Source organism: Micrococcus sp. iso_229, from assembly GCF_058072725.1.
In genome coordinates this window covers 411948-433843 of the sequence record NZ_CM176514.1, presented here as the reverse complement: position 1 = coordinate 433843, position 21896 = coordinate 411948, and the positions used below count along the sequence as shown (strand labels likewise).

The window sequence follows — 21896 nt, the reverse complement described above, 5'->3', positions numbered from 1 at the left end:
AGGCCGGGCCGCATAATGGCCCAGGCGTCCGCGTGACGGACCGCCCCCACTCCACCCGACGAACGGGAGCCGACCATGTCCTCCACCACCCCGCCCCGCCCCAGCGCCGACGGCGCGCACCCCGGGCCCGCGCCCGACGCCGTCGCCCCCGACGCCGCCCTGCCCACCGGCGAGGCGGTCGTCCAGGAGCTGCCGTGGCGCTGGTCCGTCCAGGGCCGGATCTTCCTGATCGGCGGCCTGGGCTTCATGTTCGACGCATGGGACGTCACGCTCAACGGCGTGATGATCCCGCTGCTGCGCGAGGAGTGGGCCCTGGACAAGGCCGACGCCGCGTGGATCGGCACCGCCAACCTCATCGGCATGGCCGTGGGCGCGTTCCTGTGGGGCACCATCGCGGACCGCATCGGCCGCAAGGCGGCGTTCGCGTGGACGCTCGCGATCTTCTCCGTGTTCACGATCGCGGGCGCGCTGACGGACTCCCTGCTGTGGTTCGCGCTGTTCCGGTTCGTGGCCGGCATGGGCCTGGGCGGCACTATCCCCGTAGACTACGCGCTCGTGGGCGAGTTCACCCCGCGCCGGCTGCGCGGTCGCGTCCTGGCCGCGATGGACGGCTGGTGGCCCGTCGGCGCCGCGCTGTGCGGCCTCGTCTCCGCCTGGCTCGTGGGCACGTGGGGCGACTGGCGCCTGCCCCTGATGGCCATGGTCCTGCCGGCCCTGCTCGTGTTCGTCGTGCGCCTGGGCATCCCCGAGTCCCCGCTGTTCCTGATGAGCCGGGGCCGCGAGACGCAGGCCCGCGCCGTCATCGACCGCATGGTGGCGGCCACCGGCGCGCCCCGCCGGCCCTACACGATGCCCCCGGCCGAGCCGGCCCGCTCCGGCGGCGTCGGCGCGCAGCTCGCCGCGGTCTGGCGGTTCTCCCCGCGCATCACCGCGGTCGCCTGGGCCCTGTTCGTGGCCATCATGCTCGTCTACTACATCGCGCTGCAGTGGCTGCCGTCGTTCCTCATCGACGCCGGCTACGCGGAGGGCCGCGCCTTCATCATGACCTCCGGCATGGCCGCGGCCGGCCTGCTCGGCGTGGTCGTGGCCACCGTGCTGATCGAGGTCACCGGCCGCCGCTGGCTGCTGGCCGTCAGCGCCGTCGTCGCGAGCGCCCTGACCGTCTGGCTGGCGAGCGTGCTGGACGTGCCCGCCGCGGTGCTGCCGCTCGTGCTGGCGTTCGGCTTCGTGGTGCAGGTCGCGATCCCGGTGCTCTACACGTACGTCTCCGAGCTGTACCCGACGACGCTGCGCGCCTCCGGCTTCGGCTGGGCGTCGGCGGCCTCGCGGGTGGGCGCGGGCCTGGGCCCGCTGCTCTTCGTGGGCACGCTGGTCCCCGCCCTCGGGCTGCCGGCGGCGTTCGCCGTCACCGGCGGGCTCGTGGTCCTGGCCTGCGCGGCGATGCTGGCGCTGGCCCCGGAGACCCGCGGCCGCGCCCTCGAGGTCAGCGCCGACTGAGCTCGCCGAGCACGCGCAGCAGCAGGGCCCGCTCCTGGACCTTGATGCGCTCGTGCAGCTCGGCCTCGGTGTCCGTGTCCAGCACGGGCACCGCGGCCTGCGCGAGGATCGGGCCGGTGTCCACGCCCGCGTCCACCACGTGCACGGTGCAGCCGGTGACCTTCACCCCGTGCGCCAGCGCGTCCCGGACGCCGTGGGCCCCCGGGAAGGAGGGCAGCAGGGCGGGGTGGGTGTTGAGGATGCGGCCGTCGAACCGCTCGAGCAGCGGGGCGCCCAGGATCCGCATGAACCCGGAGCACACCACCCAGTCCGGCGCGTAGGCGGCGACGGCGTCCGCGAGCGCCTCGTCCCACGCGCGCCGGTCCGCGTGGTCCTTCGGGGACACCACGAACGTCTCGATCCCGTGGGCGCGGGCACGGTCGAGTCCGCCGGCGTCGGCGACGTCGGCGCCCACCGCGGCGATCTCCACGTCCAGGGCGCCGGAGGCGACGGCGTCGAGGACGGCCTGCAGGTTGGTGCCGGAACCGGAGACGAGGGCAACGATGCGCATGCGCCCATCGTAGGGTGAGGGGGTGTCCGCCCCCGTTCCCTCCTCCCCGCCCCGCCCGCCGCAGGGCGCCCCGGACCCCGGCCGCGTCCGCACCGGTCGTGCCCTGCTGTGGCAGTCCGTGGCGCTGCTGGGGATGGTGCTCTCCTTCTCCCTCGTGCTGCCGTGGAAGCTGATCGCCCTCGCGCTGGGGCTGGTCGCCCTCGTGCTCGGCGTGCGCGTGTGGGTCACGAGCCGCGGCGCCGACCGCTCGGGACTGCCCCGCGCGGTGGCGTCCGCCGGCATGGCGATGGCGCTGGTGGGCATGACCACGGCGGCGCTGCCGCTGCTCGCGTGGGACGCGACGGTCCAGCTCGAGCAGTGCAGCGCCTCCGCGCTCACCGTGCGGGCACAGCAGGCGTGCGCGGACGAGTTCACCCGTCAGGTGGAGGAGCGCACGGGGGTGCCCCAGCTGCGGCCCTGAGCCGCGGGCGTCAGTCCCGCGCCCGGCGCGGGGACGGCCGGTCGCGCGGGCCCGAGGCACGGTCGCCGGACCGCGGCGCCGTCGTCGTCCCGTCCCGGTGCCCGGCCACGGCCAGGGCCGTGAGGTAGCCGGCCGCGCAGCCCAGCGCGACCCACCCGGCGACGGCGGCGCACACCGCCCAGACGTGGGAGCCGATGTCCGTCAGCGCGCCGAGCCCGAGCGTCCCGGAGGTGAGGGCCAGCGGCACGAGCAGCAGCAGCCCCGTGAGCAGTCCGGTGAGCACGGCCAGGGCCAGCGTGGACAGCGTCAGGGACACCGCGCGGCTGCCGTGGCGGGTGTGCAGCCAGTCGTCGAGGTGGTTCTCCCCCTCCCGCAGCAGCCACACGCCGGCCACGACGCCGGCGCCGATCGGCACGGCCAGCAGGAGCAGCTGCCACGGCGACCACGTCCCGGGCAGCGCACCCAGCGCCGGGAGGGCGGGCGCGGTGGCCGGCGTCGCGCCGAACACGGAGTAGAGGCTGTCCGCACCCACGGAGAACCCCGGGCCCGCCGTCCACGCGATCGACCACGCGGTGAACGTGGGCAGCCAGCCGATCTGCAGCAGCGCCAGCAGCAGGCCGCCCAGCGGACCGCCCCCGATCGCCTGGGCCACGGTGACGACGGCGGTCCACTCGACGACCAGCCGCCCCGCCACGAGCAGCGCGTTCAGGCCCGTCAGGGCGAGCACGGCGACGGCCGCGGCGCGCACCACGGACCACGCATACGAGCCGGCCCAGCGTTCGTACTGCGACCGCCGCGAGATCCGCTCCGTGAGATCCAGGCCGATCAGGTGCGCCCAGGTGCCCGCCTCGCGCCGCGCCCCCGCGAGGGCGGCGACGCCGAAGAGCAGGGCGGGCAGCAGCGCCGCCGGGGCGGGGTGGGCCGTCAGCTCGTCCGTGCCGGGCAGGAACGCCACGGCCAGCCCCACCAGTGCGTAGGCCCCCACCGCGCCCACGAAGGCCTGCCACGCCTGGTCCCGGTAGGACGCGCGGGCCAGGCGCCGGCCGGCCCGCCACGACAGCGCGAGCGGGACCAGGGTCAGGCCCCACGGCACGAGCCACGCCGTGCCGGTGATGAGGTGATCCGGCGCGGTGGGCATGGCCGTGGCCACGGTGACGGGCACCGCGTGCAGGGCCAGCCACAGGACGCCGCCCACCTGGACGGCACCCTCGATGGTCGGCCGCTCGAACCCGCCCGTGGCCCACACCGCCAGGGTGGGGACCATGACCGCCAGCAGGCTGATCATCGCCGTGACGAGCGCCTCGACCACCCCCTGCAGCCACAGCGGCAGGGGGACGGGGCGCAGCAGACGGGGCGCAGCGGGGCGGGAACTCACCCGTCCATGGTGCCACCCGACTCCGGGCGGCGCCTGGACGGGGGCGGGCCGCGCGGTCCGGTGCGACGACCGTCACGCGCCCCGAGAGTTCACCGCGGGGTCACCGGGCCGTCGTCGGAGGGTGTCCCGGCCGTGGTCCGGGGTCCTTAGCGTCGGCCACGTGCGTGTCGTCGTGGTCGCCGAATCGTTCCTGCCCCACATGAACGGGGTCACCCACTCCATCCTCCAGGTGCTGCGCCACCTGCGGGAGCGGGGCGACGAGGCGATGGTGATCGCCCCGGCCGCCTCGTGGTCCGCCGGGTGGACCCAACGCGCGGGCGCCGGTGAGGCCCCCCGCGAGGTCGAGGGCTTCCCCGTGCGCACCCTGCCCTCCGTGCCCCTGACCGGGTACGCCTCCGTGCGGGTGGCCGCCGGCACGGTGGGCCGGCTGCGCGGCATGCTCGCCGACTTCGCCCCGGACGTGGTGCACATCGCCTCCCCCTTCGTGCTGGGCTGGCGCGCGGTGCAGGCGGCCGAGGAGCTCGGCATCCCCTCCGTGGCCGTCTACCAGACCGAGGTCCCCGGCTACGCGGCCCGGTACGGCGCCCCGTGGCTGGAGGACGTGCTGTGGAGCCACGTGGCGCGCCTGCACAACATGGCCACGCTGACGCTCGCGCCGTCGTCGTTCACCGTCCGGCAGCTGCACCGCCAGGGGGTGCGACGCGTGCACCTGTGGGGCCGCGGCGTCGACTCCCGCCGATTCCATCCCGCCAAGCGGGATGAGGCGCTGCGCGCCGAGCTCGCCCCGAACGGCGAGAAGCTCGTGGGCTTCGTGGGGCGGCTGGCGCACGAGAAGCAGGTCGGGGACCTGCGGGTGCTCTCGGACCTGCCGGGCACCCGCCTCGTGGTCATCGGCTCCGGGCCGCTGCGCGAACAGCTCGAGCGGGAGCTGCCCGGCGCGCACTTCGCCGGCTTCCAGGGGGGCGAGGACCTCGCGCGCCACGTGGCGAGCCTGGACCTGTTCGTGCACCCCGGCGAGTCCGACACCTTCGGCCAGACGCTGCAGGAGGCGATGGCCTCGGGCGTGCCCGTCGTCGCCGTCGGCCGCGGCGGCCCCCTCGACATCGTGGACGCCTCCCGCACCGGCTGGCTCTACCCGCCCGGCGAGCTGGACGAGCTGCGCCGCCACGTCGCGGACCTCGTGTACGACGACGTCAAGCGCGCCGCGTTCGCCGACGCGGCGTGGGCATCGGTGCAGGGCCGGACCTGGCCGGTGCTGTGCGAGCAGCTCGTGGGCTACTACGAGAAGGCGATCGCGGTGCAGGAGCGCCGCCGCGTGGAGCTGGCCCGCCGGCTGCTGACGGCGCCGGCGCTGCTGGCCGCGCGCGTGTTCGGCTGAGCCCCCCGGGCCGGGCGCCGTGCGGGCGCCGTGCGGTCCGGGTCTCGCGTCCGGAGCCGTGGCTAGGGTGGCGGGCATGGACGCCACCCCGCAGCCCCGCCCCGCCGAGCCCGGCCCCCTGCCCGATCCCGCCGCGCCCCGCCGCCTCGCCGGCAAGGACGTGCACCCCGTCGGCCTCGGGTGCATGAACATCGTGCACGGCTACTCCGGGTTCCTCGACGACGACGCCGCCGTCGATCTGCTCACCCGCGTGCTGGACGACGGCACCGACCACCTGGACACCGCCACCCTCTACGGCGGCGGCCGCAGCGAGGAGCTCGTGGGGCGGGCGCTCGCCCGGGCGAGGTCGGACGTCCGCGAGCGCGTCCTGCTCGCCTCCAAGGGCGGGCTCGTGCGGGACGGGCAGCGGCGGATCGACGGCCGCCCGGAGACGCTGCGCGCGCACGTGGACGCCTCCCTGCGCCGGCTCGGCCAGGACCGGATCGACCTGTACTACCTGCACCGGCTGGACCCGGAGGTCCCCGTCGAGGAGTCCGTGGGGGCGCTCGCGGAGGCCGTCACGGACGGCAAGATCGGGGCGATCGGCCTGTCCGAGGTCTCGGCCGCCACCCTGACCCGGGCCGTGGCCGTCCACCCGATCGCGGCCGTGCAGTCCGAGTACTCCCTCGCCACCCGCAACCCCGAAGGGGGCGTGCTCGAGGCATGCCGCCGCCACGGGACCGCCTTCGTCGCCTTCTCCCCCGTCAGTCGCGGCCTGCTCACAGACGCGCCGCCGCGGCTGGACCGGCTGGACGCGGGAGACCTCCGGCACCGGCTGCCCCGCTTCGCGGAGGGCCACTACAAGGCCAACCTGACGCTGCGCGAGGCGCTCTCGGCCGAGGCCGTCCGGCTCGGGACGAGCACGGCGGGGCTCGCCGTCGCCTGGGTCCTGGCCCAGGGCGAGGACGTCCTGGCGATCCCGGGGACCACCTCATGGGAGCACTGGCTCGAAGACCGGGGCGCGCACGAGGTGCGGCTGACCCCGGCCGACGTCGCCCGCCTGGACGCCCTCGTCAATGACGCGACCGTGGCGGGCCCGCGCTACAGCGAGAGCCAGCAGGCCAGCATCGACACCGAGGCGGCGCCGCCGCGCTGAGCCGAACGCGGGGCCCGGGGTGGCCCGCGTCTCATTTCGGTAACAGGGCGCGCTCCCTGTCAGGATGGGCGTCAGGCACCGCGGCCTCCTCCGACCGCGGCGCGCCACGGCGGGGGCACCGCGGGGCGTCTTTATCCCGATGTCCGAGGAGGACACCATGAATGAGTCTCTGGAGAGCCTGCGCGACGAAGTGTTCGCGCGCAACCCCGGCGAGGCCGAGTTCCACCAGGCGGTGTCCGAGGTGTTCGAGGCACTGGGACCGGTGGTGCAGCGCCACCCCCAGTACGTCGAGGCCGGGGTCATGCACCGCCTCTGCGAGCCGGAGCGCCAGATCATCTTCCGCGTGCCGTGGATCGACGACGCCGGCGTCGTGCAGGTCAACCGCGGGTTCCGCGTGGAGTTCAACTCGGCGCTCGGCCCGTACAAGGGCGGACTGCGCTTCCACCCCTCCGTGTACCTCGGGATCGTCAAGTTCCTGGGCTTCGAGCAGATCTTCAAGAACTCGCTCACCGGCATGCCGATCGGCGGCGGCAAGGGCGGCTCGGACTTCGACCCCGCCGGCAAGTCCGACCGCGAGATCATGCGGTTCTGCCAGTCCTTCATGACGGAGCTGCATCGCCACATCGGTGAGCACACGGACGTGCCGGCCGGCGACATCGGCGTGGGCGCCCGCGAGATCGGCTACATGTTCGGCCAGTACAAGCGACTGACCAACCGCTTCGAGGCCGGTGCCCTCACCGGCAAGGGCCTGACGTGGGGCGGCTCGCTGGTCCGCACCGAGGCCACCGGCTACGGCGCCGTGATGTTCGTGGACTCCATGCTGCGCACGCGCGGCGAGTCCATGGACGGCCAGCAGGTGCTGATCTCCGGCTCCGGCAACGTGGCCATCTACGCCGCGGAGAAGGCTGCCGCGCTCGGGGCCACCGTGCTCACCGCGTCCGACTCCTCGGGCTACATCGTGGACCCGGACGGCCTCGACCTGGACCTGCTCAAGCAGATCAAGGAGGTCGAGCGCGGCCGTATCTCCGAGTACGCCGAGCGCCGCGGCGGGCGGTCCCGCTACGTCAGCGGCGGCAGCGTCTGGGACGTCGAGGGCACCGTGGCCCTGCCGTGTGCCACTCAGAACGAGCTCGACGAGTCCGCCGCCCGAACCCTGCTGAAGAACGGGGTGAAGGCCGTGGCCGAGGGCGCGAACATGCCCTGCACCGAGGCGGCCTCCCACCTGTTCGTCGACTCCGGGACGCTGTTCGGCCCGGGCAAGGCCGCCAATGCGGGCGGCGTGGCGACGTCGGCGCTGGAGATGCAGCAGAACGCCTCGCGGGACTCGTGGAACTTCGACTACACCCACGACCGGCTCGAGCAGATCATGCGCGACATCCACGACCGCTGTGTGGAGACCGCCGAGGAGTACGGCACCCCCGGCAACTACGTGGCGGGGGCGAACATCGCCGGGTTCATCAAGGTCGCCGACGCGATGATCGCCCAGGGCGTGGTCTGAGGCTAGGCCCCGCCCCTCACGGGATCCGCCGCCGCCCTGCGACATCACCGCCGTTCTGACGCGCGGTGATGTCGCAGGGCGGCGGTCGTTCGAGGGCACCCGACTCCTGCACAGGCCCCCCGACGTCGGGGGCCCTCCACCGTCCGGCGCGGCCGACCCCGCGCGCCCCGGGCGGGCCCACGACACTGGGCCGCATGACCCTGCTCTCCGACCACGCGCGGACACTGCTCCCGGGACGCGGTCCCCTGCTCAGCGCGGCGGACCCCCACGACGGGGCGGCGCGGCGCCGTCTCGAACGCGCCTGGACCCGCGGGGTCCTCGTGCGGCTCTGCCCGCGCGTCTACATCAGCGTCAGCGACTGGGCCGCGCTGCGTCCGTGGGACAGGGCGGTCGTGTCCGCCGTCGCCCTCTCGATCGCCCGCCCCGAGACGGTGTTCACGGGCCTGACCGCGGCCCGGTTGCACGGTCTGGGGCCGGCCGTCGAACCGCCCGCGCTCGAGCTGCCCGCCCCCTCACCCGGGCATCACGGCGCCGGTCCGCTGACCCGCCGTCCCTTCGCCCCCTCCCTGGTGGCCCATGACCGCCGGCTTCCCGGCCCGCCACGCCGCCGACCCCGGTGGGGGCTGCCGGAGGCGGCCCACGCCGCGCCTCAGCCGGTCGAGGCCGTCCTGTCGGACGGGCAGAGCCTCGGGACCGTCCTGGCGGATCCGCTGCCCACGGTGCTGCTGGTCCTCGGCGCGGCCACCCCGTTCCGCGACGCCGTGGCCCCGCTGGACGCGCTCGTCCGAGCCTGGCCCGAGGAGGCCGCACGCTGGGCGAGGCAGGCGGAGAGCCGACTCGGATCAGCGGCCGCCCTCCGCCGATTCGAGCGGGCCTGGCACTTCGCGGACGCGCGGGCGGAATCCGCCGGCGAGTCCTACAGCCGGGCCATCATCCACGAGCTCGGCTTCGTCCCGCCCACGGCGCTGCAGCATCGCCACCGGGATGCGAACGGACGCGGGGTGGCCCGCACGGACTTCTGGTGGGAGCAGGTGCGGGTGTACGGGGAATTCGACGGGCTGGGCAAGTACGACCTGTCGTTCTTCGACGGTGACGACACGGCCCGCCGCGCCAGCATCCGCCGGGAGAAGGAACGGGAGGTGGCCCTGCAGCTGGTCACCCGGGCGGGCGCGCATTGGACGTGGGGAGACCTCCTGCGGCCGGACCGGCTGGCGCGGATCCTCACCGCCGCGGGCGTCCCCCGCTCGGTCTGATCCACGGCCGTCCCACGGGCCCGGTCCCGACTCGGCGAGCCCGAGCGGTCGACCTCCGCTCTGCGACATCGCAGCCGTGCTGCACGGCGGTGATGTCGCTGGGCGGCTGTCGGGCGGTCAGCAGCCCACCTCGGCCCACCTCAGCCGGCCAGGGCCGCCCGCTGCTCGGGGCTGATGCGCACGGGGCGGCCCGTCTGCCCGTCGACGAACACCATGACGGACGTCGCGGTGGCGCAGAGGGTGTCGTCGACGCCGTCGTGCAGGGCGTAGCCCACGTGCACCGAGGCGGCCTTCACGGCGTCCACGCTCACCACCACGCGCAGTGGCACGGGGCGGTAGGGCATCTGGGCCCGGTACTTCACAGTGTGCTCGGAGATGAACGTCCGCACACCGGGGGCCACCCCCTCGAGCAGGTCGATCGGCGGGGCCTGCCCGCCACCGGCGCCGGTGTTCGCGGGCACGCCGAAGGCCGCCACGCGGGCCTCCTCCAGCAGCTGCACCACGGCGATGTTGTTCACGTGGCCGTAGGCGTCCATGTCCGCCCAGCGCAGCGGGATGCGGACCTCGACGGAGCGCGAGGCGGTCATCGGGCGGCCTCCTCGTCCGCGGACCGACCGTCGCGCTGCGCCGCGGCGTCGAGGGTCGCCGGCGCCTCGTCGTCGCCGAGGATGTCCTCGCGCCAGGCCTCGGGCTGCACGTCCACGAACTCGACGGGCAGGATGCCCAGGTCCTCGAGCTGATTGGACAGCGTGGCCCCGTCCGGGCCGTAGCACCACGGGATGCCCGGGGTGGAACGGCGGGTGTCCTCCGCCCGACCGCCCGCGAGCAGCGCCTGCGAGGGGGTCAGCTGCCGGATGACGATCGCCTTGACCCGGTCGGGGTGGCGCTGCGCGAACTCGGCGTAGATCTCGGGGTCGTGCTGGCCGTCGTCGCCCACCAGGATCCACTGGATGTCCGGGAACTGCTCGGCGAGGCGCTCGAGCTGGACCCGCTTGTGCTCCTGACCGGAGCGGAACCAGCGGTCCTTCGTGGGCCCCCAGCTGGTCAGCAGCAGCGCGCCGAGCGGGTAGAGGTTGCGGCCCAGGAAGCGGGTGAGGGTCTGCGCCACGTTCCACGCGCCCGTGGACAGGTACAGCACGGGGGCCTTCGGCTCGAGCTCGGCGATCCGGCGCAGCAGCACGGCGATCCCCGGGGTGGGCGTGCGGGCGTGCTCGTCGATCACGAAGGAGTTCCAGGCCGCCAGCAGGGGGCGGGGCAGCGAGGTGACCACCACGGTGTCGTCGATGTCCGAGACCAGGCCGATCCGCGCGCCCGGTTCGCAGATGTACAGGTCCATGACGGCGCGCTCCTCCTGGCCGCCGACGTGGAGTGTGGCGGTCTGCCAGCCGGGCTCCAGCTCCACGTCCAACACGACGTCGACGACGCCCATCCGGTCCGTGCGCACCGTGGTGCGCAGGTCCCCCACCTGCACCTCCACCTCGGCGTAGGCCATGGGCGGGGCCACGAAGTTGCGCCAGCCGCGCACGCCGTCCGCCACCACCTTCGACAGCCGACGGCCGTTCATGAACTCCTCGTCGGAGGCGATCACCACACGGGAGAGGATCCGCACCCAGCTGGTGCTGCCGTAGCCCGTGAACGCCATGACCGTCGGCACGTTGCCGGCACGCAGCGCGCGGGCGCGGTGCCAGCGGTTCCACCCCTCCTGCAGGTGTGTGGCGACGTTCTCCACGGGAGTGGGGTCACCGGGAGGGGCCAAGCGGCCGCGCCGGGGCGCGGGCGTGGGGGCGTCGGAGGCTGCGGGCATGCGCCCAGTATTCCGCACCGCGCGCTCTCAGCGGATCTCGGGGACCAGCGCGGTCAGGCGGTCCAGCATGCGGCCGACCTTGCCGTTCTCGATCGCGGCGGCCACGTGCCCGTCCGCGAACCGCTCGCCGCGCACCAGGTAGGTGAACAGCGTGCCGAGGTCGGCCAGGGACGCCTCGGCGATGCCAGCCTCGCTCACCCGGTCCACGTTCCGCAGGTAGTCGACGTCGATGCCCGCCAGCTCCTGCGCGGCCACCAGGCCGGGGAACACGCGGTCGTCGTAGTCCGGGTAGACGCCGCCGAGGGTGCCGGGCGCGGGGGCGCCGTAGGAGGCGATGGGCCGGGCCTCGGTGCCGTAGCCGGCGGCGAGCAGCTCGCGCAGCGCACGCACGGCGGCCACGCGCTGGGGCGTGGGGGTCTGCGGGCCGGTGAGGGTGGCGCCGTCGTCGGGGGTCGGGAGGGGGTGCTCGGTCATGGCGGCTCCTCTGCTCGGGGGGGGGGTCGGCCCCATTGTCTCGCGTGCGGGCCGGCGTGTCCGGGCCCCCGCCTAGGCTCGGGGCATGAGCCCCACCCTGCCCCGCCCCGCCGAGCTGCGCGCGATCGCCCTCGACGCCGCCCGCGCGGTCGCCGGCGACCTCGCCGCCGCCTTCCGCTCCCCCGCCGCCACCGGGCCCGAGGCCAAGACCACGCACCACGACCTCGTCACCGTGCACGACCGACACACCGAGGCCCGGCTCGTCGGCGCGCTCACGACGGCGGTCCCCGGCTCCGGCGTGCTCGGCGAGGAGCTCGGGGCGCAGGCCGGCACCGGTGAGGCCGCCCGGCTGACCTGGATCGTCGACCCCATCGACGGCACCTCCAACTTCGCGCACGGCTTCGCGATGTTCTCGGTGTCCCTGGCCGCCGAGGTCGACGGCGAGGTGGTGGCCGGCGTCGTGCTGGACCCCGTGGGCGGGCTGTCGTTCTCCGCCGACGAGGACGGCGCCTACCTCTCCCGCGGCGACGGGCCGGAGCGCCCGCTGGCCGAGGGTGCCCGGCCGGCGCCGGCCGGCGGCGAGCGCGCCCAGAACCTGGTGACCTCCTATCCGGCGGGCGAGGCGATCGCGCGCGAGGGCGAGGAGGCGCTGCGCCGCTTCGGGCGGCTCGTGACCGCCCACGCGACCGTGCGCCGCACCGTCTCCGGCGCCCTCGAGCTCGCCCACACGGCGGCGGGCTGGGCCGACGCCGCGCTGTACGTGGACACCAAGCCGTGGGACGTCGCGGCGGGGCAGCTGATCCTGCGCCGCGCCGGGGGCAGGTGGCTCACGCCGGAGCCGGGGGCGCCGTCGTCGGGCCGGCTCGTCGACGACGGCCCGCGCGCCCACACGTGCCCGTTCGCGCTCGCCGTCGCGCCGGGCCGCGAGGCACCGACGACGGCGGCGGTGCTGGGCGACATCCTCGCCTCGCGGGCGGCCGACCACGCCTAGAGTGGGTGTGAGCCCGATCTCAGCGCCGCTCCCGACGGCGCCCGTCCCGGCACGCCAGGAGGCCCCGATGACCCCGCAGCACCACGACACCGCCGACGCCCCGTCGATGCAGCGCCCCGATCCCGTCGCGGAGCCCGGGGACCACCTGATGTTCGAGCACCCGGACGACGAGGCCGTCCTGGTGCTGGACGAGGACCAGGTCTGGCGACTGCTGCGCCGCGTGCGCCACGCGCGCCTCGGGCTGGCCGTGGACGGGCGGCCGGACATCGTGCCGGTGAACGTGCGGGCCCACGACGGCGCCGTCTACTTCCGCACCGCGCCCGGCTCGAAGCTCGCCGAGCTCACGGTGAACCCGCGCGTCGTGGTGCAGGCCGACGGGATCCTGGCCGACCAGGCCTGGTCCGTGCTCGTGCACGGCACCGCGCGCCGCCTGGACACGGAGGCGGAGATCGCGGAGGCCGAGTCCCTCGGCATCGAGCCGTGGGTGCCGACGCTCAAGGACTTCTACGTCCGCGTGGACGTCCAGCGCGTGTCCGGCCGCCACTTCGTGTTCGGCCCGCACCCCGAGCGCAACGCGTCCCAGACCGACTGACCCGGTGACCGGGCCGGGGAGGCTCAGGGACGCGCCGGGGGCTGCCCGCCCTCGCCGCCCGCCGGGGGCTGCCCGCCGCCGGGCCCGCCCATCCCGCCCTGCTCCTGCTCGGTGGTGGTGTCGATCGGGACGTCGATGGTGATGGCGAAGCCCTTCTCCACGGAGCCCGTGATCTGCGGCAGCTGTGTCTCGTAGCCGTCCGAGAAGACGTTGTCCGTCTCGAGGCTGACCTGGGCGAAGTTCGCCGTCGACCCGTCGTAGGCCGAGGTGGCGTAGACCTGCGAGGACTGCTCCTCGGGCATCGCGATCTGGGAGGTGAGGACGTTGTTCGTCGCGTCCGTGATGGACGCCTTGTCCGGGAACACCTCGAAGTGCAGGTGGGGCCACCGGCCGGCGTAGCAGCCGAGCCACACCGTGGTGAAGGTGACCGTGCCGTCGTCGCCCACCACCTGGACGCCGCGCAGGTAGGTCTCCTCCGTGATGCCGTCCGAGTACATCGAGTAGCGGCCCTGCGCGTCGGCGTGCCAGAGGTACACGGCGGCGCCGGTCATGGCGGCGTCGCCGTGGGCCATGTCGATCACGTTCATCGTCACCGTCAGCGGGACGCCCTCGGCGACGGTGCCCGTGTCGATGCTCGTGGTCAGGTCGGAGCGCTCGAGGCCGGACGCGTCGAGCACGTCCGGGCCGTTGGAGCCGTCGCCCGGGTACGGGCCTGCGGTCTCGGTGACCATCTCGGTCAGGGTGGCGGACGGGAGGCGCTCGCCGCCGACGAGGAGGAGGCCGCGGGTGACGAGGAGCCGGCGCTCGCAGAGGTCGAGCCGGAGGAGGACGAGGCGCCCTCCTGGACACCGCACGCGGCGAGGACGAGGGCTCCCGACCCCGCGCCGAAGATGCCCAGCGCGTTGCGGCGGGAGACGAGCGTGCCGACGTCGAAGGCGGCGCCCTGGTCCTCGACGTCCTCGGCGGGGCGGTGGAAGGCCCGGCCCTCGAAGGTGGGCGTGACGGCGGGGGCCTCGCCTCCCTCGGTGACCTGGGGGAAGGGACGGCGGGAGCGGGTCGGGAGCCAGGGGGCCCTGGAGTTCCTCTCGTGGGGCGCCCGCCGGGTGGCGGGCCGCGTCGAGAGGCCAGCATGGCAACGGATGCCGGACGTTTCCGGAGATCGGCGGGATGGTTCCAGGACGTCTTCTGGGAGGTTTCGGACACCGGCGGGACACCCGCAACCGCCCCGACGCCGTCGACATGGCGGGCCATGTCCCTGGTGACCGGGTCGGTCCGCGCGGGCCCTCGGCCCGGCTCCCTTGACGCCCGAGTCCGGCTTCTTCGCCACGGAGACAGCTCCCTGGCCGTGGTCCACCTCGTCACCGCACTGCGCACGCACCGCCCGCAACTCGAGTTCCCACAGGTGCACGCCAACCCCACCCCGGGCGGCCTTGCGCCACCGCGCTCGTGGCACGAGTGTTGAACGTCGGGCTGCCGCCGGGGCGGGGCCGGACTACGAGCCGTTCGAGGCCCGCGGCCGCCGCTGAGCCGCGCCGGGCCGCCTCAGACCTCCGGGGCCTCCCCCAGGTGGCTCGGCGCCCACATCGCCAGGCGGGTCTGCACCACCACGACGTTCGGCCCGTCCGCCTGGAACGCGCGCTCGAGCGCGCCGCGCACGTCCTCCACTCCCACCGTCTCGGCGGGCACGCCGAAGGAGGCGGCGAGGGCCGGGAAGTCCGGCCTGTCGAGCTCGGTGGCCGTGGCCTTGCCGAACGCGCCCTCCATGTACTCGCGCAGGATGCCGTATCCGCCGTCGTCGATGATCAGCCACGTCACCGCCGCGCCGTGCTGTCTGGCGGCCGCGAGCTCGGCGAGGGAGTACATCGCCGAGCCGTCGCCGGCGACGGCGAGCACGCGCCCGTCGATCCCGGTGCGTCCCTGGTGGGCCAGGCCCACCGCGCCGCCGAACGCGGCCGGGAACCCGTAGCCGAGCCCTCCGGCACCCTGCGCCGAGTGGAACTCGCCGTCCTGCGCGTCCCAGCAGTTCCACGCCCAGTAGGCGGCGATGGTCATGTCCCAGTACGTCTGCATGGTCGACGGGACGGCGGCCCGGATGTCCGCCAGGAGCCGGCGCTCCACGCCGAGGTCCTGGGCGTCGAGCCGGGCGCTGATGCGCGCGTTGACGTCGGCCACCACCTCGGCCGGGGTGCGGCCGTGCCAGACGGCGGCGTCCTGCGCCACCGAGCCCGACTCGCGCAGCGCCGCGGCGAGCGCCTCGAGCGCCTGGCCGGCGTCCGCGCGCACACCCAGCGTGGGGTGGTTGGCCTCCAGCACGCGCGGCTCCGCGTCCACCTGGATGAGGCGGCCGCGCGGCTCGAGAGTGAAGTAGTTCGAGGTGACCTCGCCGAGCGAGGAGCCCACCACGAGCAGCACCTCCGCGTCCTCGAGCAGGTCCGTGACGAGGCGGTCCTCCACCCAGCCGCCGAGGCTGAGCGGGTGCTCCCACGGGAAGGCGGTGTTGCCGCCCGGCGAGCAGACCACGGGTGCCTGGAGCAGCTCCGCGACCTCCCGCAGGCTCGCCATCGCGGCCCGGCCGGAGCGGCGCACGCCGCCGCCGGCCACGATCGCCACCCGCCCGGCCCCGCGCAGCCAGCGCACGGACTCGGCCACGAGCTCGGCGCGCGGCGGGTGGTCGTAGGGCACGGCCAGGGCGTCCTCGACCGGGGGCACCATGACCTCGCCGAGCAGCACGTCCTGCGGGATCTCGACCCACACCGGCCCCTGCGGCACGGTGACGGCCTCGGCCCACGCGTCCTGGACGGCGGACGGGATGCCCGAGGCGTGGTGGACCGTGAACTGGGCCTTGGTGACGTTGCGGGCCGAGGCCTTCTGGTCGTCCAGCTGGTGCAGCATGCCCTTGCGCCGGGCGCCGAGCCCGGACAGCGGGATCTGCGAGGCGATCACGAGCATCGGCACACCCGTGGCGTACGCCTCCTGCAGGCCGGCCAGTGAGGTGAGCGCGCCCGGGCCGGTGGACAGGAACAGCACGCCGACCTCGCCGGTGGCCCGGGCGTACCCGTCGGCGGCGAAGGCGGCGTTGTTCTCCACGCGGTTCGAGACGAACTCCAGCGGGGAGCGGGACAGGGCGTCGAAGAGGCCGAGGGCGTGCTGGCCCGGGATGCCGAAGACCGTCCGTGCGCCCAGGGCATGGAGCGTCTCGACGGCGAGGTCGCCGCCGTTGCGCCGCGGAGTCGCCGCCGTCGTCGTCTGCTCGTCGGTCATCGGGCCGACTCCTCACCGGCGGCCGCGCGGGTGGCGCGGCGGTCGGCCATCAGGGAGACGAGGTCGTAGGCCACGTGGGAGGCGGCGACGCCGGTCAGCTCGGCGTGGTCGTAGGCCGGGGCCACCTCCACCAGGTCCGCGCCCACGATGTCGAGCCCGCGCAGGCCGCGGAGGATCTCGAGCAGCTCGCGGCTCGTGATGCCGCCGGCCTCAGGGGTGCCGGTGCCCGGCGCGTGCGCTGGGTCGAGGACGTCGATGTCCACCGAGATGTAGAGCGGCCGGCCCCCGATGCGCTGGCGCAGCTGGTCCACGATCTCGTCCACGCCCTGACGGAACACGTCCGAGGAGGTGACGATGCCGAAGCCCATGCGATGGTCGTCGTCGAGGTCCTTCTTGCCGTAGAGCGGACCGCGCGTGCCCACATGCGAGATGGCCTCGGTGTCCAGGATCCCCTCCTCCACGGCGCGGCGGAACGGCGTGCCGTGGGTGTACTCGGCGCCGAAGTAGGTGTCCCACGTGTCCAGGTGGGCGTCGAAGTGCAGCAGGGCCACGGGCTCACCCGCACGGGCGGAGGCGGCGCGCAGCAGCGGCAGCGCGATGGTGTGGTCGCCGCCGATGGTCATGAGCGAGGAGCCGTCCTCGGTGAGGTCCATCGCGTCCTGCTGGATCGCCTCGATGGCCTCGCCGATGTTGAACGGGTTCACCGCCATGTCCCCGGCGTCCACCACCTGGGCCTGCGCGAAGGGCGAGGTGTCCGTGGCGGGGTTGTACGGGCGCAGCAGCCGCGAGGACTGTCGCACGTGGCCGGACCCGAAGCGTGCACCGGGGCGGTAGGAGACGCCGGCGTCGAACGGCACGCCGACCACCTTGATCTCCGGGGCGACGCCGACTGCGGCCGCCTCGTCCAGGCGCGGCAGCAGCGCGTAGGTGGGGGCGCCGCCGTAGCGGGGCACGAGGGCGGAGTTCACGGGGCCGAGGCGGCCGTTGTCCTCGACGCGGGGGATCTCGAGCATCTGGGATGTCCTCTCTGGGCGGTTCGGTGCGGTCTGGTCGGTCTGGTCTGTCCGGTGCGGGCGTGCCGCACGGGGTCACGCGTGGCCCACGAGGGTCCACAGCACGACGGCGGGGCGGTCGTCCGGATTGGCCCACGAGTGAGGCTCGCGGCCGGGGAGGGTGACGGTGTCCCCCTCCTCCAACAGGTGCACGGCCTCGGTGGTCCGCAGCTCGAGGCGGCCGGTGACCACGTGCACCGCCTCCACGCGGCAGTCCACGGTGTACAGCTCCGCCTCCCCGCGGCCGTGCGGCGCGATGTCCGCGCGCAGGATCTGCAGGTCGCGACGACCGCGCGGGGTGATGAGGCGCTCGCGGATGCCCTCGCCGCCGAGGCTGATCGCGGGGGCGTCGGCGAGGCGCACGACCGTCACCTCGGGCGCGTCCAGGACGTCGCCCGGGCTCGCGCCGAGCACCTGGCACAGGGTCACGAGCGTGCTCACGGACGGGCTTGTCAGGTCCCGCTCGAGGCGGGAGAGGAAGCCCTTGCTGACGCCGGCAGCCTCGGCCAGCTGGGCCACGGTGAGCCGCCGCGCCTCGCGCAGCGCGCGCAGCCGGCGGCCGATCAGCGCCTGGCCCGGCGCGGTCTCGAGCGGGAGGGCCTTCATCGTGTTCCTCCCGACGTCGGCCAGGCGGCGTCGCCGAGGTCACCCTGGACGTCATGTTGTCTGACAAGCAACATGTGTTTACCGTAGACCCAGATCGTGTGATCGGCAACACGCCGATCGCTCCCGTCCCGCCCGCGGCGCCCCCTCATCCCGGCGCCCTGGATCCTCTCGCCCCAAGGACCGCCCGTGACCCTCAACCTGACCATCGTCGCCGTCTACCTGGTCGGCATGCTCGCCTTCGGCTGGTGGGGCAAGACCCGCGCCGCCAGCTCGGAGGACTACCTCGTGGCGGGCCGCCGTCTCGGGCCGATGCTGTTCACCGGCACCATGGCCGCCGTCGTGCTCGGCGGCGCCGCCACCGTGGGCGGCGTCGGCCTGGGGTACGAGTTCGGGCTCTCCGGTGCGTGGCTCGTGGCCGCCATCGGCGTCGGCGTGCTCATCCTGTCGGTGGCGTTCGCCCCGATCCTGGCCCGTCTGAAGATCTACACCGTCTCGCAGATGCTGCGCCTGCGGTACGGCCGCGGCGGGGCCTCCCACGCCTCCTCCTTCGTGATGCTCGCTTACACGCTCATGCTCGCCGCCACCTCCACGGGCGCCTACGCGTCGATCTTCGTGGTGCTCTTCGGCTGGGACCGCTGGCTGTCCGTCCTGGTGGGCGGCGGCATCGTGCTGGCCTACTCCGTGCTCGGCGGCATGTGGTCCATCACCCTGGCCGACATGGCTCAGTTCCTCATCATGACCATCGGCCTGTTCGCCCTCATGCTCCCCCTCTCCCTGGCCAACGCCGGCGGCTGGAGCGCCATGCAGGAGCGCCTGGGCGCCGAGTTCTTCAGCTGGGACGGGATCGGCGTGCAGTCGATCGTCACCTACTTCGTGGTCTACACCCTCGGCCTGCTGATCGGCCAGGACGTCTGGCAGCGCGTCTTCACGGCCCGCTCCCCGCGCGTGGCCCAGATCGGCGGCGCCACCGCGGGGCTGTACTGCATCGCCTACGGCGTCGCCGGCGCCGTGATCGGGATGGCCGCCCGCACGGTGACCGCGGACATCGCCACCAAGGACGACGTGTTCGCGTGGGTCGCCCAGAACCTGCTGCCCGTCGGCATCGGTGGCGTGGCCCTGGCGGCCGCCGTCGCGGCCATGATGTCCACCGCCTCGGGGGCGATCATCGCGGCCTCGACCGTGATGCGCACCGACATCCTCCCCATCCTCCGCGGCGAGGCCGCCGCCTCCGAGGACGGCGCCACCGCCGAGGACGAGGCTCCGGAGACCGCGGCGGAGCTCGCCTCGAACCGCGGCTGGGTGCTGCTGCTCGGCGCCGTCGTCCTGGGGCTGGCGATCGTCGTCCCGGACGTGGTGGCGGCCCTGACCATCGCGTACGACATCCTCGTGGGCGGCCTGTTCGTCGCGATCGTCGGCGGCCTCGTGTGGCAGCGCGGCACCGGCACGGCGGCCGTGTGGTCCATGGTGGTCGGGACGGTGGGCACCCTCGGCACCATGGGCTGGCTCGAGCTGAACGCGGCCGAGCCCTTCGAGGGCGTCTTCGCGAACGAGCCGATCTACGTCGGCCTGGCGGCCTCCGCCGTCGTGTACGTCCTCCTCAGCTTGATGACCCGGCCCACGGACCCCGCGGTCCTCGAGGCCTGGCGGGTGCGCTCCCGCCACGGCGTCGACGCAGCGGTCTGAGAATGCCGCTGGCCGATGAGCCCGGGGCCTGCGTTCCTCCGACGCCCGCACGATGGGCGAGGCCAGGCGGTGCGGTGGCGGGCGACCCTTCCCCCGGGCTCCCCCCGACCCTAGTGTGTGCATAACAGCCCGGGACCGGGACTCCCACTCGGGTTCGCCCCGTCTCTCGCCCCGCCGGGGCCTCGCTGGAGACAGAAAGGCAACAGTTTCATGACCACCAAGAACCGCGCCGTGGCATTCCACGGCATCAAGGACGTGCGCGTCGACGAGCTGGACTTCCCCAAGCTGGAGATGCCCAACGGCTCCGCCGCCCCGCACGGCGTCATCCTCAAGATCGTCGCCACCAACATCTGCGGCAGCGACCTGCACATCTACCGCGGCTCCTTCCCCGTGCCCGAGGGCATGGTGCTGGGTCACGAGATGACCGGCCAGGTGCTGGAGGTCGGCAGCGACGTCCAGTTCCTGAAGGAGGGCGACCTCGTCTCCGTGCCGTTCAACGTGGCCTGCGGCCGCTGCCGCAACTGTCGCGCCGGCCACACTGAGATCTGTGAGACCGCCAACCCGGAGCAGGCGTGCGCCGCCTACGGCTTCAATCTGGGCGACTTCCAGGGCGGACAGGCCGAGTACCTGTTCGTGCCGTACGCCGACTTCCAGCTGCTGCGCTTCCCGGACCAGGAGCAGGCGATGGAGAAGATCCTGGACCTGGCCGTGCTCTCGGACATCCTCCCCACGGCGTTCCACGGTCTCATGGCGGCCGGCGCCAAGCCCGGCTCCACCGTCTACATCGCCGGCGCCGGCCCCGTGGGCCGGTGCGCCGCGGCCGCCGCTCGACTGCTGGGCGCCTCGTGCATCATCGTGGGCGACCAGGACGCCTCGCGTCTGGAGCTGGTGCGCAAGCACGGCTGCGAGACCATCGACCTCTCCGTCACGGAGAACCTGCAGGACGCCGTGAACGACATCCTCGGCGAGCCGATGGTGGACTGCGCGGTGGACTACGTCGGCTCCGAGGCCCACGGCCTGGGCTCCGAGTCCGATGAGATGCAGCCGATCGCCGCCGTGAACCAGGTCCTGGACATCACCCGTCCGGGCGGTGCCACGGGCATCATCGGCATCTACGGGCCGGACCCGATCGCGGAGACGAAGGCCGAGCAGGAGGGCACCTTCCCGGTGGACTTCGGCAAGGCCTGGATCAAGTCGCCCCACATCATCGGCGGGCAGGCGCCCATCATGCGCTACAACCGCCAGCTGATGATGTCGATCCTGTGGGACCGGATGCCGTACCTGACGGAGATGGTCAACCCGCGCGTGATCAGCCTGGACGAGGCACCCCAGGCCTACGCGGAGTTCGACCAGGGCTCCGTGGACAAGTTCATCATCGACCCCCACGGCATGATCGCCCGCTGAGCGGTCCGCCTCCGGAGGCACGACGGCGCCCCTCACCTGCCCGCGCAGGTGAGGGGCGCCGTCGTCGTCCGCGGATCAGGTCGCGTGCAGCAGCGTGGCGGTGATCCCGAGGGCCGCCAAGCCCACCACCAGCGCGACCATGCAGGCCACCGACGCCAGGGCCGGCCGGGCCTGCTCCCGTGCGATCCCGTCCGCCTGCGCCACGTAGCGCCGGCGCTGCGTGGCCAGCACAGCCGCCCCGCCGACGGCCGCCACCACCGCAGGCCCGAACGCCCACGCGCCGACGGCCGGCCACCACCTCAGAAACGTGAGGCTGAGGACGCCCAGCGCCAGGACCGTGCGGCCCCAGCTCAGCACGGTGCGCTCGGGCTGCAGCCCCGGGTCGTGATGCAGACGCATCGTCTCAGCCCCGCGGCAGGACGACGGCGGCCAGCAGCACCACGACGGCCAGCACGACGCCCCCCGCCAGGACCGGGACGATCAGCGGCAGCGGCAGCGGACGGCCGCGGCGCATCGCCCGCTCCACCCGGAGCCAGCGCGCACCCGCGCCCAGGGCGAGCAGCGCCGCCAGGACGAGCAGCACCGTGCTCAGCACCACCCGGACCGGCGGCGCGAAGAGGGCGCCGGTGAACGCCTCCACCGCGACCCCGCCGGCCAACAGCGCCAGCGCCGTCCGGACCCAGGCCAGGAACGTGCGCTCATTGGCGAGCGTGAACCGGGGGTCCGGCTCCACCCCGCCCGCCAGGAGGCGGTGCTGCCAGGCCGGCCGGCCGCCGTCGTGGGCGGCGGTCTCGGGGCCGTCGGGGGTCTCTGCTGCGTCCATGCGGCCATGGTAGCGACGGCGTAGACTGGCCGGTCGGGCGCGCCCGGCCGCCGCGGTCCG

20 protein-coding genes and 1 pseudogene are annotated in these 21896 nt (G+C 74.2%); 10 read left to right on the top strand and 11 right to left on the bottom strand.

All coding sequences use genetic code 11. The features are described from left to right. Nucleotides 1-75: 75 nt before the first annotated feature. The gene (locus AC3RKA_RS02055) at nt 76-1497 is read left to right on the top strand and encodes an MFS transporter (RefSeq protein ID WP_489727403.1); all 1422 of its coding nucleotides are present in this window, start codon (nt 76-78) and stop codon (nt 1495-1497) included. Here the strand turns inward: AC3RKA_RS02055 and purN are convergent. Next, nucleotides 1484-2047, bottom strand: coding sequence for a phosphoribosylglycinamide formyltransferase (gene purN / locus AC3RKA_RS02050; protein WP_036382016.1), 564 nt, complete (start codon nt 2045-2047; stop codon nt 1484-1486). The two genes, AC3RKA_RS02055 and purN, sit on opposite strands and share 14 nt — an antisense overlap. A 22-nt stretch (nt 2048-2069) precedes the next feature. Here purN and AC3RKA_RS02045 point away from each other — a divergent pair, with 22 nt between their 5' ends. Beyond that, the gene (locus AC3RKA_RS02045; RefSeq protein WP_230297399.1) at nt 2070-2507 is read left to right on the top strand and encodes a hypothetical protein; all 438 of its coding nucleotides are present in this window, start codon (nt 2070-2072) and stop codon (nt 2505-2507) included. Nucleotides 2508-2517: 10 nt separating this feature from the next. On the opposite strand, the gene AC3RKA_RS02040 is transcribed toward AC3RKA_RS02045, so the two are convergent. Then, a complete protein-coding gene (locus AC3RKA_RS02040; protein WP_489727402.1) occupies nt 2518-3882 on the bottom strand; it encodes a cell division protein PerM in 1365 nt (454 codons plus the stop codon). A gap of 160 nt (nt 3883-4042) precedes the next feature. Here AC3RKA_RS02040 and AC3RKA_RS02035 point away from each other — a divergent pair, with 160 nt between their 5' ends. From AC3RKA_RS02035 to AC3RKA_RS02020, 4 genes are all read left to right on the top strand, one after another. Further along, nucleotides 4043-5260, top strand: a complete 1218-nt coding sequence (locus AC3RKA_RS02035) for a glycosyltransferase family 4 protein (protein ID WP_036334064.1) — start codon at nt 4043-4045, stop codon at nt 5258-5260. Nucleotides 5261-5336: 76 nt separating this feature from the next. Beyond that, a complete protein-coding gene (locus AC3RKA_RS02030; protein WP_484679825.1) occupies nt 5337-6395 on the top strand; it encodes an aldo/keto reductase in 1059 nt (352 codons plus the stop codon). A gap of 157 nt (nt 6396-6552) precedes the next feature. Next, complete coding sequence (gene gdhA / locus AC3RKA_RS02025) at nt 6553-7893, top strand: NADP-specific glutamate dehydrogenase (protein WP_049158701.1); 1341 nt, start codon at nt 6553-6555, stop codon at nt 7891-7893. Between the two features lie 194 nt (nt 7894-8087). Beyond that, nucleotides 8088-9146 (top strand): hypothetical protein, encoded by a 1059-nt coding sequence (locus AC3RKA_RS02020; RefSeq protein ID WP_489727401.1) that lies wholly within the window; start codon nt 8088-8090, stop codon nt 9144-9146. A gap of 140 nt (nt 9147-9286) precedes the next feature. Here AC3RKA_RS02020 and AC3RKA_RS02015 read toward each other — a convergent pair whose 3' ends face one another. From AC3RKA_RS02015 to AC3RKA_RS02005, 3 genes are read right to left on the bottom strand one after another with little or no spacing between them, the layout of a single operon-like run. After that, nucleotides 9287-9733 carry an acyl-CoA thioesterase gene (locus AC3RKA_RS02015; protein ID WP_002853740.1) on the bottom strand — a complete coding sequence of 149 codons (447 nt, stop codon included), beginning with the start codon at nt 9731-9733 and terminating at the stop codon, nt 9287-9289. Then, entirely contained in the window at nt 9730-10950 is a 1221-nt protein-coding gene (locus AC3RKA_RS02010) for an App1 family protein phosphatidate phosphatase (protein ID WP_144824718.1), read from the bottom strand. Before AC3RKA_RS02010 ends, AC3RKA_RS02015 begins: the two co-directional genes overlap by 4 nt. A 27-nt stretch (nt 10951-10977) precedes the next feature. Then, nucleotides 10978-11424 (bottom strand): DUF6508 domain-containing protein, encoded by a 447-nt coding sequence (locus AC3RKA_RS02005; protein WP_145032044.1) that lies wholly within the window; start codon nt 11422-11424, stop codon nt 10978-10980. 85 nt (nt 11425-11509) lie between these two features. On the opposite strand from AC3RKA_RS02005, the gene AC3RKA_RS02000 reads away from it, so the two are divergent. Beyond that, on the top strand, nt 11510-12415 hold the full coding sequence (locus AC3RKA_RS02000) for an inositol monophosphatase family protein (protein ID WP_489727400.1): 906 nt from the start codon (nt 11510-11512) through the stop codon (nt 12413-12415). A gap of 67 nt (nt 12416-12482) precedes the next feature. Beyond that, nucleotides 12483-13007: a pyridoxamine 5'-phosphate oxidase family protein gene (locus AC3RKA_RS01995; protein WP_489727399.1), complete on the top strand. Its 525-nt coding sequence runs from the start codon at nt 12483-12485 to the stop codon at nt 13005-13007. 23 nt (nt 13008-13030) lie between these two features. On the opposite strand, the pseudogene AC3RKA_RS01990 reads toward AC3RKA_RS01995, so the two are convergent. The 4 genes and pseudogenes from AC3RKA_RS01990 to AC3RKA_RS01975 all read right to left on the bottom strand — a co-directional run. Continuing rightward, nucleotides 13031-14079, bottom strand: a pseudogene (locus tag AC3RKA_RS01990) (dioxygenase family protein); the annotation flags it as partial. 470 nt (nt 14080-14549) lie between these two features. Next, nucleotides 14550-16268, bottom strand: coding sequence for a thiamine pyrophosphate-binding protein (locus tag AC3RKA_RS01985; protein WP_489727398.1), 1719 nt, complete (start codon nt 16266-16268; stop codon nt 14550-14552). Continuing rightward, nucleotides 16265-17281, bottom strand: coding sequence for an agmatinase (gene speB, locus AC3RKA_RS01980; protein WP_489727397.1), 1017 nt, complete (start codon nt 17279-17281; stop codon nt 16265-16267). Before speB ends, AC3RKA_RS01985 begins: the two co-directional genes overlap by 4 nt. Before the next feature lie 75 nt (nt 17282-17356). After that, nucleotides 17357-17926, bottom strand: coding sequence for an XRE family transcriptional regulator (locus AC3RKA_RS01975; protein WP_002853758.1), 570 nt, complete (start codon nt 17924-17926; stop codon nt 17357-17359). A 186-nt stretch (nt 17927-18112) separates the two neighbouring features. On the opposite strand from AC3RKA_RS01975, the gene AC3RKA_RS01970 reads away from it, so the two are divergent. Next, complete coding sequence (locus tag AC3RKA_RS01970) at nt 18113-19609, top strand: sodium:solute symporter family protein (protein WP_489727396.1); 1497 nt, start codon at nt 18113-18115, stop codon at nt 19607-19609. A 210-nt stretch (nt 19610-19819) separates the two neighbouring features. Next, the gene (locus tag AC3RKA_RS01965; protein ID WP_222958918.1) at nt 19820-21013 is read left to right on the top strand and encodes an alcohol dehydrogenase catalytic domain-containing protein; all 1194 of its coding nucleotides are present in this window, start codon (nt 19820-19822) and stop codon (nt 21011-21013) included. A 75-nt stretch (nt 21014-21088) separates the two neighbouring features. Here AC3RKA_RS01965 and AC3RKA_RS01960 read toward each other — a convergent pair whose 3' ends face one another. Both AC3RKA_RS01960 and AC3RKA_RS01955 read right to left on the bottom strand, forming a co-directional pair. Next, nucleotides 21089-21412 carry a DUF202 domain-containing protein gene (locus AC3RKA_RS01960; protein WP_136940707.1) on the bottom strand — a complete coding sequence of 108 codons (324 nt, stop codon included), beginning with the start codon at nt 21410-21412 and terminating at the stop codon, nt 21089-21091. Between the two features lie 4 nt (nt 21413-21416). Then, entirely contained in the window at nt 21417-21836 is a 420-nt protein-coding gene (locus AC3RKA_RS01955) for a YidH family protein (RefSeq protein ID WP_060774750.1), read from the bottom strand. Between the last annotated feature and the right edge of the window lie 60 nt (nt 21837-21896).